The sequence below is a fragment of the Paenibacillus sp. ATY16 genome, assembly GCF_003399985.2.
In the GTDB taxonomy this organism is placed as follows: domain Bacteria; phylum Bacillota; class Bacilli; order Paenibacillales; family Paenibacillaceae; genus Pristimantibacillus; species Pristimantibacillus glycanilyticus.
Window position 1 is genome coordinate 178311 of the sequence record NZ_NMOK02000004.1, and the last position, 14494, is coordinate 192804.

General features: G+C 55.2%; 13 protein-coding genes. 12 read left to right on the forward strand and 1 reads right to left on the reverse strand.

Translation table 11 applies throughout. The features are described from left to right. The first annotated feature begins 27 nt into the window (after nucleotides 1–27). On the forward strand, nucleotides 28–510 hold the full coding sequence (locus CFI03_RS03835; RefSeq protein ID WP_248756482.1) for a GyrI-like domain-containing protein: 483 nt from the start codon (nucleotides 28–30) through the stop codon (nucleotides 508–510). Nucleotides 511–561: 51 nt separating this feature from the next. Here CFI03_RS03835 and CFI03_RS03840 read toward each other — a convergent pair whose 3' ends face one another. Beyond that, a complete protein-coding gene (locus CFI03_RS03840; protein ID WP_248756483.1) occupies nucleotides 562–1347 on the reverse strand; it encodes a DeoR/GlpR family DNA-binding transcription regulator in 786 nt (261 codons plus the stop codon). 254 nt (nucleotides 1348–1601) lie between these two features. Between CFI03_RS03840 and CFI03_RS03845 the strand changes: the two genes are divergently transcribed. From CFI03_RS03845 to CFI03_RS03895, 11 genes are all read left to right on the forward strand, one after another. Beyond that, nucleotides 1602–2408 carry a creatininase family protein gene (locus CFI03_RS03845; protein ID WP_248756484.1) on the forward strand — a complete coding sequence of 269 codons (807 nt, stop codon included), beginning with the start codon at nucleotides 1602–1604 and terminating at the stop codon, nucleotides 2406–2408. 12 nt (nucleotides 2409–2420) lie between these two features. Then, on the forward strand, nucleotides 2421–3194 hold the full coding sequence (locus tag CFI03_RS03850; RefSeq protein WP_248756485.1) for an ABC transporter ATP-binding protein: 774 nt from the start codon (nucleotides 2421–2423) through the stop codon (nucleotides 3192–3194). Nucleotides 3195–3209: 15 nt separating this feature from the next. After that, on the forward strand, nucleotides 3210–4562 hold the full coding sequence (locus CFI03_RS03855) for an FAD-binding oxidoreductase (protein WP_248756486.1): 1353 nt from the start codon (nucleotides 3210–3212) through the stop codon (nucleotides 4560–4562). 3 nt (nucleotides 4563–4565) lie between these two features. Continuing rightward, complete coding sequence (locus tag CFI03_RS03860; RefSeq protein ID WP_248756487.1) at nucleotides 4566–5438, forward strand: ABC transporter permease; 873 nt, start codon at nucleotides 4566–4568, stop codon at nucleotides 5436–5438. Between the two features lie 12 nt (nucleotides 5439–5450). Continuing rightward, the gene (locus CFI03_RS03865) at nucleotides 5451–6776 is read left to right on the forward strand and encodes an amidohydrolase family protein (RefSeq protein ID WP_248756488.1); all 1326 of its coding nucleotides are present in this window, start codon (nucleotides 5451–5453) and stop codon (nucleotides 6774–6776) included. A 115-nt stretch (nucleotides 6777–6891) separates the two neighbouring features. Next, on the forward strand, nucleotides 6892–7896 hold the full coding sequence (locus CFI03_RS03870; protein WP_248756489.1) for an ABC transporter substrate-binding protein: 1005 nt from the start codon (nucleotides 6892–6894) through the stop codon (nucleotides 7894–7896). Nucleotides 7897–7963: 67 nt separating this feature from the next. Then, the gene (locus CFI03_RS03875) at nucleotides 7964–8659 is read left to right on the forward strand and encodes an NAD(P)H-dependent oxidoreductase (RefSeq protein ID WP_248756490.1); all 696 of its coding nucleotides are present in this window, start codon (nucleotides 7964–7966) and stop codon (nucleotides 8657–8659) included. A gap of 14 nt (nucleotides 8660–8673) precedes the next feature. Continuing rightward, on the forward strand, nucleotides 8674–9984 hold the full coding sequence (locus CFI03_RS03880) for an amidohydrolase family protein (RefSeq protein WP_248756491.1): 1311 nt from the start codon (nucleotides 8674–8676) through the stop codon (nucleotides 9982–9984). A 95-nt stretch (nucleotides 9985–10079) separates the two neighbouring features. Next, nucleotides 10080–11072: a helveticin J family class III bacteriocin gene (locus CFI03_RS03885; protein WP_248756492.1), complete on the forward strand. Its 993-nt coding sequence runs from the start codon at nucleotides 10080–10082 to the stop codon at nucleotides 11070–11072. 123 nt (nucleotides 11073–11195) lie between these two features. Next, entirely contained in the window at nucleotides 11196–12491 is a 1296-nt protein-coding gene (locus CFI03_RS03890; protein WP_248756493.1) for an MFS transporter, read from the forward strand. Nucleotides 12492–12526: 35 nt separating this feature from the next. Next, nucleotides 12527–14482: a GTP-binding protein gene (locus CFI03_RS03895; RefSeq protein ID WP_248756494.1), complete on the forward strand. Its 1956-nt coding sequence runs from the start codon at nucleotides 12527–12529 to the stop codon at nucleotides 14480–14482. Nucleotides 14483–14494: the final 12 nt, after the last annotated feature.

The window sequence follows — 14494 nt, forward strand, 5'->3', positions numbered from 1 at the left end:
GGTAACTCTATTGTGGAGGTTGATGGAATGGATCAGGTCTTTGAAGCCATCCTGGTTAGCAAGCCCTCTTTCCATGCGGTCGGAATCAGGTGGGAAGGAACGTTTGAGGAAGCGGGAGAGGGAGGCATCCGTGCCGTTCAGACGGAAGTAATTCGAAGGTTAGCGGAAATCAGGCATGTTGTTCACCCGGACATTTTACTCGGCTTATCCTATCATCATGAAGGCGACAGCTTTATTCACTATGCGGCTCTCGAAGTCGAACGGGTGGAGGATGTTCCTGAAGGTATGGCCAGCGTAACCGTTCCGGCTCTGACTTATGCCATGACCGAGCACAAGAAGGAAGACAATATCGACTCCTCTTATACGAACATTTTCGCCTGGATTGAGAAGCAGGGTTATCCGTTGCATAAAGGGGATGTTACTCATTTTGAGAAATACCCGATGGCACAGGATCCTTACGCCAAAAACCCGGAGTTCACGATTATGATACCGGTTGATCCAAAAGCATAACGCCATGGTTACGGAGCCTCCGCAGATCTTGTCTGCGGAGGCTTTTTAATTTTATCCCCTGGCAGTGGCGGATACTATCGTTAACGGCAGGCCGGATTTGCGATACGATGCCGCTTCATACTCATCCAGACGGCTGTCGGTAATGATCTCGTCAAATTCATCGAGGGATGCGAAAATCGCAAGAGAATTGTAGCTGAACTTGGTGGAGTCGGCCAGCAGAATCGTTTTACCCGCAGTTTCCATGGTGGTCTGCCGGACGCCGACAAGGTTTGGAGACCAAGCCATGGCGCCTTTCGTCAAAGAGACGGCCTCGCAAGTCAGGAATGCGGCATCAACAGTCAGCGACTGCAGCATTTTCTCCGCATAAAAGCCGTCCAAGCTATACGCCCATTTGCTTATTCTTCCTCCCGAGCAATACACGTCGAAGCTGCCGAATCTCTCCTCATTGGATAGCATCAGAGCCGTATGCAGATCACGGGTAATGATCTTAAGCCCTTTAAACCTCTCCAGTTCATCCACCATGGAAGCCACGGTGGTCCCCGCATCCAGAATAATGCTCATGCCATCCTGAATATGCTTGGCGGCTTCCTTGGCAATAGCCAGCTTCTCCGCCTTATGCTCGTTTGCCCGCTGCTCGTATTTGGCGCCCATGAACCGTTTTACCTTGACGGCGCCTCCATGGAAGCGCTGAATTTTACCTTCCGATTGCAGAAGATCGAGGTCGCGGCGAATCGTCATCTTGGAGACGTTAAACTGCTCGGCAAGCTCGAGGATCGTTAACTGCGGCTTTGAATCCAGTAGTATCATAATTTCGTGACGACGTGTTCCGATGAGCATAAATGATCTCCTCCTATTAGCTGCCTCAACTCTAACTAAACATGTTATGTATTTGTTCAATTGTGTGAAAATTCTGTATACAAACTTTCGTTTGTGTGATATAAGGTGAATATGAGGTTTATTCGTGTTACTTAAGTGTGACTTTAGTTTACTTAAAATTCAGAAAATTTGCTAGACCCTCATGAAATTCGTTGCTAACCCCCGTATTTATGTTATTTAATCTTACATTCATTTTATGAAGAGGTGAGCGTTTCATGTTCTTTCGTTATCAGGGAGAAGCCTATGACCGCAAGTTCCTGCCAAGATTGACGACCAAAGAGATTGCGGCCATGAACAAAGACGATGTGCTGCTTGTGCTGCCCGTTGGCGCGGTGGAGCAGCATGGTCCGCATATGCCGGTCTTTACGGATACGCTGCTCGGCGAAGCGATGCTGGCTAAGGCTTTCGAGCATTTGCCCGAAGATTCGTCCATCTGGCTGCTGCCATCCGTGAGTTACGGAAAAAGCACCGAGCATGCCGGTCATCCCGGGACCATTACCCTGTCGGCCAAGACATTAATGGCGGTATTGGAGGATATCTCTTCTTCCATTGCCCGAAGCGGCTTCCGCAAGCTGCTGCTCTTTAATACGCATGGCGGCAATGCGGATCTGCTCGGAATGATGGCGAGGGAAATCCGGATAGCGACGGGGCTTGAGGTCTACCGGCTGGATCCCGGCGCAGTCGGTTACAGCGATTCCTTTACGGATGAAGCGGAAAAAGCATGCGGCATTCATGCCGGCGACGTGGAGACGTCTCTTGTTATGGCGACATGTCCGGGCTGGGTTCACGCGGAGCTTGCGCCCCGCGAGATGCCGAGGTTCCCGGATTCCCGCTATTTTTCGTTCCGGTCGCGGTCCTTTGCTTGGGTAATGGACGATATTTCGGGCAGCGGAGTGGCGGGAGACGCCACCAAAGCTACACCGGATAGAGGGGCAGCGATGCTGGAGACGGCCGGGCCGCTCCTGGCGGAGGCACTGCTGCATATTGCATCGTTTAATATGGCATCACTGAAGAACGAATAGGGGGGGATTACCATGACAACAATGACGGGAGCCAAGGAATGGGTAAGGATGGAGCGGTTGTCCAAGGTATATCCGAACGGAACGGTCGCGGTCAAAGAGGTTGATCTGACGATCCACGAGGGAGAATTCCTTTGTTTCGTCGGGCCGTCCGGCTGCGGGAAATCGACGATCTTCAAGATGATTACCGGGTTATCCAATCCGAGCAGCGGAACCTTGCAGGTCATGGGAGCATCGGCAAGCGTGGCCCGCAAGCGGTCCGATACGGCTTTTGTTTTTCAGGATCATACGCTTCTGCCCTGGAACTCGGTCATTGATAACGTGACACTTCCGTTGGCGCTTCGCGGGGTACCGCGCAAGGAACGTCAGCAGGAGGCGGAACGCGTGCTTGAGATGGTTGGCCTGAAGGACCATATGCGCTCCATGCCGCGCGAGCTGTCCGGCGGGATGAAGATGCGGGCTTCGATTGCCCGTGCCTTGGTGGCGAGACCCAAGCTGCTGCTGATGGATGAACCCTTTGGCGCGCTTGATGAAATTACGCGCCAGACGCTGCAGATCGAGCTGCTCGAGCTATGGCGGCAGGATCCGGAAATGACCGTACTCTTTGTTACCCATAACGTATTTGAAGCTGTATTTCTGTCGACCCGCATCGCGGTTATGACCCCTCGTCCGGGCAAGGTATCCGATCTAATCGACGTGCCGGTACCGTTCCCGCGCGACGAGTCATTCCGTACAACGCCGGAATTCGGGCAGATTGTCCGTTCCGTGTCACAAGCCCTTAAGCATTAGAGAGGAGGAGAAACCATGTTGAAGGATTGGATGGTAGAAATGCGGGAAGCGGTCGGGGAGGAGAGGCTGCTGTCGGAGCCGGGGCAGGTAGAGAAATTATCCAAGGATTATTATTGGTATTCCCCGGTACTGGTCCCGCTGCTTCAGGATAAAAGGGCGGAGGCGATTGCCGTCCCGCATTCCGTGGAGGAGACGGCGAGCGTGCTCGCTTACGCTTGGAAACACCGGGTTCCGGTGACAACCCGCGGCGCGGGTACCGGAAACTACGGTCAGGCGGTTCCGCTCGAAGGCGGCATTGTTCTTGATCTGAGCAAGCTCGACAAGGTCATTGAAGTAACCGACACTTATGCGCGCGTGCAGGCCGGAGTTCGGCTTGGCGGACTCGAGAAGCTTCTCCGTTCCGAGGGGAAAGAGCTCCGGATTTACCCGAGCACCTACGTGAAAGCAACGGTTGGCGGCTTCGTAAGCGGCGGCTCGGGCGGGATTGGATCGATAACCTGGGGCAACCTGTGGGACGGCAACGTGCTGGAGGCAGTCATCCTGACGGTGGAAGAAACGCCGCGCAGGCTGACCGTCAAGGGAGACGATCTGATCGCTTATATCCATAATTACGGAACGACGGGCGTGCTTGTCGAGGTCGTTATTCCGATTGCGGCAAAGACGGAATGGACGCAAACGGTTGTCCAGTTCGATGATTTCGAATCGGCGGCACGGTTCTCTCATGCGGTTGCGCTGGATGATTCCATTCGCAAACGGCTGGTTGCTCCGGTCGAATGGCCGATTCCAACCTTTTTCAAGCCAATCGCCTCGAAGCTGGAAGCCGGCTGCAGCGCTTGTCTGCTGGAGACCGCGCATGGCAGCGAAGAGCGGCTGGCGGCGCATGCCGGAGAGTTTGGCGGCCGAATCGGCTACACCATTCCGCCGGAGCAGTACCGCAAGGTGATCGGGCTGTCCGATTTTACATGGAACCATACGACGTTATGGGCGCTTAAAACGGACTCGACACTGACTTATTTGCAGGCAGGCTTCGATAAGGAGCGGTTCCTTGACCAGATAACGCTTATTAAAGAGCAGTTCGGCGAAGAAGTGCTGATGCATCTCGAATTCATCCGAACGGCTGGCGTTGTTGTTCCCGCGGCCCTGCCGATTGTCCGTTATACGACGCATGAACGTCTGTATGAGATTATTGCCTTCTTCCGGTCCATTGGCGTCCGGATTAATGACCCTCATACCTGGATTCTGGAGATGGGAGGACGCGGGGAGTGGGATGCGATGGTAAATGCCAAGCGTGCCAACGACCCCCGCGGACTGTTGAATCCGGGCAAGCTGCAAACGCCGGTTGAGAGTATTTCGAATCAGGAGGGATAAGCGATGCGAGAGGAGACAATGACTACCCCGGAATTATCGTTCGGGACGTCGGCAGGCACGAATTCAACAAAGCTGCGTACCTCGTCACTAAAAAAGGTATGGAAAAGAATAGGCCCGCCGTCGATCGCCTTTATTCTGTTTATCGGCGCATGGGAGCTGTTCTGCCGGTTATCCGGCCTGAAGCCGTATTTGCTCCCTAAGCCTTCGGATATTGTACTGGCTGCCTCCGAGAATGCCTCGAATTTGTGGGTATCTGTATATACAACCATTACCGAAGCGGTACTCGGATTTCTGCTCAGTATTGTTCTGGGCGTTGGTTTTGCCATTCTGCTCGCCAGCTCCAAGCTGATTGAACGAAGCATTTACCCTTACGCCATCATTATGCAGACGATTCCGATCGTCGCTATTGCCCCTATTATCGTCATCTGGTTTGGAGCCGGCATGAACGCCATCATTATTATCGCTTTTCTCATCGGATTTTTCCCGATGCTGTCCAACACCCTTATCGGCCTGAACTCAACCGACCACAACATGAAGAACCTCTTCTATCTCTATAACGCTTCTCCCTTGCAGACCATGATTCGGCTTCGCATTCCCGCGGCGCTTCCCTATATCGTGGCGGGCCTCAAAATCTCTTGTACGCTTGCCGTTATCGGCGCGATTGTTGGCGAGTATATTGCCGGCATCGGCGGGGGTAATGGTGGACTTGGTTACGCCATTACCGTTGCGTCATCCCGCCTACAGACGGCTTATCTGTTCGCCTGCGGCTTATCCGCATCCTTGCTCGGTATTGCGTTCTTCCTGCTCGTGAACGCCTTCTCCAAATGGATGCTGAGCTCCTGGCATGAATCCGAGATGAAATCTTCCGAAGGTTAGGGGTGAATTCTCTTGCTCACAGAAACGTTGGAAGCCATTAACGTCAAGCTGCCGCTGCAGCAAAGCGAAGAACTGTACACGGTTAAAGCGCGGGGAGGCCGGTGGACGGTGGTCGAGCGCCAGGAGGGAGTGATCGTCTCCTCGGAGCATTTGCCGATCCAAGGGCTCTCCTTCGACGAATTAAAGACAACGGCCTTGCTCGATCTGGAGGGAAAAGTGATGCTGCCGGGCTTTGTAGACGCCCATATGCATCTCGACAAAGCGTATTCCTTGCCGTGGGTGCGCAACCGGTCCGGCACGCTGCTCGAGGCCATCGAGAATTACCGGGCGGCTTCGCCGGCCTTCACGAAAGAGATGATCCGCGACCGCATTGTGAAAGCCGCGCTGAGCTCGGCTTCCTTCGGCTCGGCCGTGCTTCGCAGCCATCTCGACGTGCCGGTGCATATGGGCCGCGAGATGGCGATGCGGACGATTGAAGCGGCGCTGGAGGCCCGGGAGAAGGTTGGCGGAATCGTTGACATTCAGTATTTTCCGATGTTCTTCTATGACCCTGCCTATGAACGGGAGCTGACGGAGTTTGCTTCAGAGACGCTCCGCATGGGCATAGACGGAATCGGCGGCGCCCCGCATTTGTCCCCTAATCCGGAGACCAATGTGGGCTGGGCATTCCGGCTGGCGCAGTTGTTCGATAAGCCAATCGACCTTCATACCGATGAATCGGATAATCCCGACATGAAAACGATCGATATTTACTGCGATTACGTGAAAGCAGGCGGTTACGGCGGCCGGGCAACGGCAGGCCATCTCTGCTCCTTGTCGGCGATGGAGCATAACGAAGCGGAACGGCTGATTGCGAAAATGGCGGATGCGGGCATAGCGGCGGTTACCTTGCCCGCGGTTAATCTCTACCTGCAGGGACGCGGCGACCGGGGCAACGTGCGGCGCGGCGTCACCCGCGTCAGGGAGCTTGAGGAAGCGGGAGTGACCATTGCCGCGGCCTCGGACAATATTCAGGACCCGTTCCATCCGTTTGGCAGAGGGGATCTGCTGCAGATTGGCCTAATGACCGCCTATGCGGCCCATTTGGCCAAGGAGGAAGATATCGTCACCGTGCTCCGCCTGTTGACGACAAACCCCGCCAAGCTTGCCGGCCTTACCCAATACGGAATTGCCCCGGGCAATCCGGCCAGCTTTGTCGTGCTGGACGCCTGCTCGGAGGAAGAGCTGTTCCAAGAGCTTCCGTCATCGCGGTGGGTGTACAACAAGTCGAAGTGGACGTTTGCTTCCATGCTGAGCCGGTTCGGCCTGGAGCCTAGTGTCTCCGGCTCACTCGTTTAACTTTTCCATAAAGTCCGGTGTTTGTCCGCTGCCAGAGGGATGCACATATAGAGAAGAAGAGGATAGGCTTATGCTTTCGAAGTAAAAATCAATTTATTTTAGGGGGAAGAGAAACATGCTGACAAAGACGGGATCAAAGAAAACATTGGGCGGAATGACGGTGCTTCTTGCCGCGGCGCTTACGTTATCCGCTTGCGGGGACAGCAAATCATCGGGGGATTCGAAGGAGCTGACCAAGGTCAGCCAGGTGACCAACTGGTTCGCGGAGCCGGAGCATGGCGGGCAGTATGCCGCGCTGGACAAAGGCTTTTACAAGGATGCGGGTCTCGACATGACCATTCAATCCGGCGGCCCCGGCATCTCTTCCACCCAGATCGTAGCCGGCGGCAAAGCGGAGTTCGGCATGGGTCAGGCGGACGAAATCCTGCTGGCGCGTCAGAACGGCATTCCGCTTGTGGCGATCGCGGCGACCTTCCAGAAGAATCCGCAGGGCATCATGTTCCACAAGGGCCAGTTCAAGGACATTAAGGAGCTGAACGGCAACAAAATTTTCGTCGGCAGCGGCGTGGTGTTCTGGGAGTACTTAAAGAAAGCCTATAATCTCGATAAGGTGACGGAGATGAAGTATACCGGCTCGCTGGCTAACTTTGTAGCGGATCCGAAGGCGGCCACGCAAATCTATATTACCTCCGAACCTTTCTCCATGCAGCAGGAGGGCGTCGACGTCGACTACTTCCTGAACTATGACCTTGGCTATAAGCAGTACGGCAACGTTCTTTATACAACCGAGGATTTCCTGAAGAAGCATCCGGATACGGTAAAAGCTTACGTAGAAGCATCCATTAAAGGCTGGGACTATTACAAGGATCATTCCGAAGAGATCAACAAGGTGATGCAGGAGAAGAATCCGGATCTGAAGCTTGAAGCGATGGCTTACGGCGCCAAAGCGCAGGAGCCGCTTGTGTACGGCGGCGATGCGGAGACCCACGGCGTTGGCTACATGAGCAAGGATATCTGGTCCGGCCTCCAAGCGCAGCTGGTCGACATGGGGCTTCTGAAGGAAGCGGAGCCGATTGAAGACGTGTTTACGAACGAATATTTGCCGGGCACGGGCAAGTAACAAATGAAGCAACGGAGCCGCTGCATGCGGGCATGCGCGGCTCCGGCTTTTCTAGGGAGAGATCGCCATGGCTAACGTTCTTGTCATTTATTTCAGCGCATACGGACATATTCACCGGATGGCGGAAGCCGCCGCGCAAGGCGCTGAAAGCGAAGGGCATACGGCAAGGCTGGTCCGTATCCCGGAGTTCCGCCATCCGGACAATGTAACCGCGCTGCTCGATCATCCGGACCGAAGACGGCCAGCGGCAGACAGCCGGCTATCCGGCACCTTCCGGGTTGGAGCCCGCTGGGAGAAATACGAAGCCGCCCAAGCTCTCCAGCAGTCGGTACGCGAAGCGACGGCGGATGATCTTCGCTGGGCGGATGGCATTGTCTGGGGCTTCCCGACGTATTACGGCTCCATGCCGGCGCAGGTCAAAGCCTTCCTTGATCTGTCGGGCAGCCTGTGCGCAAGCGGGGAGCTGGAAGGGAAGCCGACCGGCGTGATGACAAGCGCCGGATCCATCCATACCGGCCACGAAGCGACAATCTTGACTTCTATCATTCCGCTGCTGCATTTCGGGATGGTGTACGTCGGATTGCCGTATTCGCAAAATCCGGAATATTTGACCGCGGACGCCATTGGCGGTTCCCCTTACGGCCCTTCGACGCTGGCAGGCCCGGACAGCTCGAGAACGCCGGACGAGCGCGAGCTCCGGATGGCCGGGAGGCTTGGCGCGAGAGTGGCTAGATTCGCAGCAGCAACCAAAGGCATAAAATGAATGGCGGGGATACGATGACGATACCATTGGATTTGCTTGTTTCCGAGGTTAGGCTGCCCGGCAGCGGAGAATTAACGGATCTGGGCATCAAAGGCGGTAAAATAACGGCGGTCGGCAAGCTGGCAGGGGCAGCCGCCAAGAATGTCTTTCAGGCGCGGGGCAGACTGCTGCTGCCTCCCTTTGTTGAACCGCATGTGCATCTGGATACGACCTTAACGGCAGGCGACCCGGTATGGAATGAGAGCGGAACGCTGGCGGAAGGCATCTCGGTATGGGCTTCCCGCAAAAAGCAGCTGACCCGCGAGGATGTCCTTGCGAGGGCGGAGCGTACGTTAGAGCTGTTTATCGGCTACGGCGTGCTGTATCTTCGCGCGATGGTTGATATAGGCGACCCCAAGCTGACGGCGCTGCGAGCGGTGCTGGAGCTGAAGGACAAATACAGGGATCGCATGCATATGCAAGTGATCGCTTTTCCGCAGGACGGCCTTCTCGCCTGCCCGGAAAATGTAGCTAGGCTGGAGGAAGCGCTGCGGCTTGGGGCCGACGGCATTTCCGCGGTTCCTCATCTAGAGCGGACCCGCGAGGACGGGATATTAAGCCTCCGCAAGGCTTTTTCCCTTGCCGAGCGGTACGGCGCCTTTGTTCACGTCTTCTGCGACGAGACGGACGATGAAGCCTCGCGGTACCTTGAAGTATGCGCCGCGCTTGCAATAGAGACCGGTCTCGGCAGCAAGGTGACGGCAGCTCATGCCAATGCCGCGGCTTATTACAAAGAGCCGTATTTTCAGAAGCTGCTTGGGCTGGTGAAGCAGTCCGGACTTTCCATTGTGGCCTGCCCGCTGATTAACAGCGTTATGCAAGGCCGCTATGATACATCTCCGAAGGGGCGCGGCATTACGCGGATTCAAGATTTTCACCGGGCCGGTGTTAATGTCGCTTTGGCGCATGACGATATCCGCACCCCTTTTTATCCGCTTGGAACGGGAAATCCGCTCGATGCGGCTCATATGGCGGCCCATCTTGCCCATATGTGCGGCCGTCGGGATCTTAACGATATAGCCGGCATGATTACGCATGGCGGGGCAAAAGCAATGGGAATCGCTGGCTACGGCTTTGAGCAGGGGGGACCGAAGGTTGGCGATCCGGCTTCCTTCTTGCTGTTTGATGCTCCCGATTCGGCTGAGTTAATCTGTACCCGGTCTGCCCCGCGATATGTGTTCCGTCAGGGCCTTCTTGTTGCGGAAACGGCGCCTGTTATTACAAAGCTGCTGCACGCGGCGAGTGGCGAAATTGCTTGCTCGAGTCTTGAAGCGGGAGTTAAATGATAAAAATTTAACCAAATTTTAGGTCAACGCGACTATTCAAAACGATGTTTATCTCCTTGATAATCGGGTGTAATCGTTATTGAGGAGGGATTCGAATGATTCGCAATCAGAGGCTTAGTCTTGTAAACAGGCCATTTAAAATGGTTGTCAGCGCTTTTCTCGCGCTGCTTCTGTTTGGCGCAGCCGTTATGCCGGCCTTTGCGGCAAGTCCGGGGAAAACCGTCAACGCGTCTGCTACTCTGGCCTATAGCCTGAAAGGGCTTAGGCACAACCTGGCCGTCCAGAAGGCCTACATCGCATCCAAGTATCTTTACGTCACCCAGCGCTCGGGAGGGACGGTGTATCTGTCGAGACTGCTCATGAAGGGCAGCACCGCCACCTACGTGGACGAAATGACCATTACCAATTCCGGTCATGGCCAGACGCTGGATATGTACACCTACAAGGATGTCGATTACTTCTATTTTAGTTCAAAAGCGGACCCGTCCACCTCGTACGACTGGTCGCTTCAGGTTGCGCGGCTGAAATATTCGGCGGGCAAGAAGTACGATTATACGGGTCTTCGCCGGTTCACCTACTTGAACTATGCGAATAAGACCGGCAAGCGTTTAGGCGATACCTATCGCGTGGACGGCGGCGGGAACAGCGACTATACGATTTTCCGCGTACAGACGTCCCAAGGCTCGGTTACATGGTCCATCTATAATACGGCAGCCTTAAACAAGCTGTTGGACGGCAGCGAACAAGTTCGGATGGACAGCGCTGCAGCTAAAAAAGCCTGCGTAGCCAGCTTCACCCAATCGGGCAGCCGTATCGTCAGGCCAAACGGATCGTTCCAAGGCATGGATATGCTAGGAAGCACAAAGATCTTTACGTCGGGCGGGGCGGAAGGGCAGACGCCGAGCATCGCCTTGATGTCGCAAACAGGCGCATACAAGTCCCTCGTTAAGATCACGAATGTAGGGAAACATGAGATTGAAGGCGTGCAAACGAAAAACGGCAGGGTTTACTTCACGATCGTAACGGACCCAAAAAACAAGAAAGACACGCAGAAGGTGTATTACGTGCCGGAAAGCAAATTTAATTAAGTTATGCAAACAGGGCTGCCCCGCAAGCAATCTGCTGCGGTGGCGGCCCTGTTTGCATAACTGGAGGACACGCCGCATAAGACGTAAGGTAGCTTTACTTCGGCAATAGGGAGGGAACAAGCGGTGAGCAAAAGGTTCCTGAATTCTCCGACCGCCTACGCGCTTGGGATGTTCGCGATGATGGTCCCAAGCCAGGCCTTTGCGTCTTTTTTCAACTACTACTACGTGGAAAAGCTGGGGCTTAGCCTTGGGCTGGCTACGATAGCACGCACGATCTATCTGATCTGGGATGCGGTCAATAACCCGATGGCGGGCTATCTATCCGACCGGACCCGCACGAAATACGGCAGGCGCAGGCCTTGGATCTTTTTCTCCACGCCTGCGTTTATGCTTGTCTTCATCATGGTCTTCTCCGTCCCGAAGGGACTTGGCAATACGGAGCTGTTCGCGTGGCTGCTTACGTCGCTGATCCTGTTTGAAGGAATTGCTACACTGCTGTGGGTGAACTACGGAGCGCTATTTCCGGAGCTGTTCGAAGGAGACCGGCTTCGGGCGAAGGCGTCCGCCGTCCAGCAAGGCTTTCAGATTGCGGCTATTCTGATCGGAACGGCATTGACGCCGATTCTATACGGATGGATCGGCTTTGGATGGATGTCGGTTGTTTATTCGCTTGTATTCGGTATCTTCATGACCTGGTTCGCTTTGTCCGTCCGGGAGAAGGAGAGCGCTCATCAGGAAGCGCCTCTGCCTCTGATAGCCGCCTTCCGGGAGACGCTGACGAATAAGCCGTTCTGGATCTTTAATATAGCGGGCTCCTTCGCCCAGACGGTGAACGGCCTGCTTGCCGCCCTGCTTCCTTTCTATGCGAAATACAACCTGCATATCTCGGAGGGCGAGGTGTCCATCCTGATGGGTGCCGTCTTTGTCTCCATTATCCCGCTTGTCGCGGTCTGGTATCTGATCTCCCGCAGGCTTGGCGGCCTGCTCAGCTGGCGGCTGGCGCTCGCCGTTTACGGGCTTTCCGTCATTCCGCTATGGTTCGCGGGCAATCTTGGCAGCGGTATTCTCGCCGGCATTCTGGTCGGCTTCGGGATGGCGGGGTTCCTTGTTACGCCGGCAATGCTAAGCGGCCGGATTATCGATCTCGACGCGGAGCGGACCGGCAGACGCAGGGAAGGAATTTATACGGCGGTAGCCGGGTTTATTACGCGGTCCAGCGGCTTGATCGCGGCGGTGGCCTTCTGGATTGTTGGCCTTATGTACGGCTACCAGAGCGGCGACGAGCCGGGGTCGCAGCCGGAGACGGTATTCCGGGTGCTAATCTGCGTGGTTCCCCTAATTCTGCTTACGGTATCCTTTGTCATTTCCTTGTTCATGAAGAATTTAGAGGAGCCGGGTCAATCGAAACGTCCGGTGTGATATGATAATGGCAAAATCAAACCAAGGGGAATCGCATGAAGCAAGTAACGATTGGCATGTTCGCGCATGTGGATGCGGGCAAGACCACGCTGGCGGAACAGCTTCTTTATCATACGAACAGCATACGGGAGCGGGGCCGGGTCGACCATAAGGATGCCTACCTCGACAGCCACGATATTGAACGCGCGAGAGGGATAACGGTGTTTGCGGATCAGGCCGTTATGACCTATAACGGCGCGACTTATTACTTAATCGATACGCCGGGACACGTCGATTTCTCGCCGGAGATGGAGCGCGCGGTCCAGGTGATGGACTATGCCGTCCTGGTGGTGAGCGCCGTGGAAGGCGTGCAGGGGCATACCGAAACGGTTTGGCAGCTGCTTTCGAAGCACCGCGTGCCGACGTTCTTTTTTATCAACAAGATCGACCGGACCGGGGCGGACGTTAACCGCGTAATGGAGGACATTCAGCAGCATCTGACGCCGGATGCTTGTCTGATGACGGACAGCTTTGCCGGCGGCGTCGCGGGAGAGACGTTAGTGGAGAATCTAGCGGAGAGGGATGAGCGGCTGCTCGATGCGTTCCTTGCCGGAGAAGGCGATCAAGCCTTCTGGCTGCAGGCTTTGCGGGACATGGTGAAGAGCGGCAGGCTGTACCCCTGCGTTAGCGGTTCGGCTCTGCAGGACACCGGCGTAAAGGAGTTCCTGGAGCAGCTTCATCTGCTTACGACGGTCGATTATGACGGGCAAGCTCCTTTTGGAGGAAGAGTCTATAAAATCCGTCATGACAAGAGCGGTACCCGGTTAACCTATATCAAGGCATTAAGCGGTACCCTCAAGGTGCGAGAAGAGCTCTGCTACGGCGGCGGTGAAGGGCCAATCAGCGAGAAGGCAACCAGGCTTATGCTTGTGAACGGCAGTAAAATGCAGACGGTTGATCAGGTATCGGCCGGGGATCTGTTTGCCGTTATCGGGCTGTCCGAAGCGGATGCGGGACAAGGCGTAGGCCTTTATTCGGACAAGCTGTCCTATGATCTGGTGCCGGCGCTGACGTCAAAGGTCATTTTCTCCGAAGCCCTCCCCGTGAAGGATGTGCTGAAGGCGTTCCGCATTCTGAATGCGGAGGACCCGTCTTTGAACGTCGTCTGGGAGGAGACGCTGCAGGAGATTCATATTCACGTAATGGGCGTTATTCAGCTCGAGGTGCTGCAGCAGCTGGTGAAGGACCGTTTCGGGTTTGACGTAGTCTTTGGGAGTCCGGAGATTTTGTATAAGGAGACCATCTCGAGTCCGGTAAAAGGTTACGGTCATTTCGAGCCGCTCCGGCATTACGCCGAAGTGCATCTGCTCTTGGAGCCGGGCGAACGGGGGAGCGGCATCACCTTCAAAAATGCTGCCCATGTGCATGACCTGAGCATAGGCAATCAGAATCTGATCGAGACGCATCTGTACGAACGCGAGCATCATGGGCTATTGACGGGCAGTCCGCTAACGGATGTGCGGATTACTTTGCTTACGGGCGCCGCCCATAACGAGCATACGCATGGCGGCGATTTCCGCGAGGCAACCTTCCGGGCACTCCGGCAGGGGCTCGAGAAGGCGGATAATCTGCTGCTTGAACCGTTTTACGAGTATAAAATCAAGGTTGAGCTGGACCATCTGGGCAAGGTGCTGTCAGATTTGCAGCGCGCTTCCGGCCAGTTCGATCCGCCTCAGACCACGCAATCCCACGCGGTGGTTACAGGCCGGGTGCCTGTCGCGACTTTTATGGATTACAGCACGGAGCTGGCTGCTTTTACGCATGGCCGGGGCAGTATTCAACTGATCTTCGCCGGTTACGACCGCTGCCATAACGAGCGGGATGTCATTGAGCGGAAAGGCTACCGGAAGGATGCGGACCCTTTATATACGTCATCGTCTATCTTTTGTGCGAAAGGGGCCGGTTATGCGGTGCCTTGGGATGAGGCGGAGGCAAAAATGCATTTGCTCTAGCTGCTGCAATTG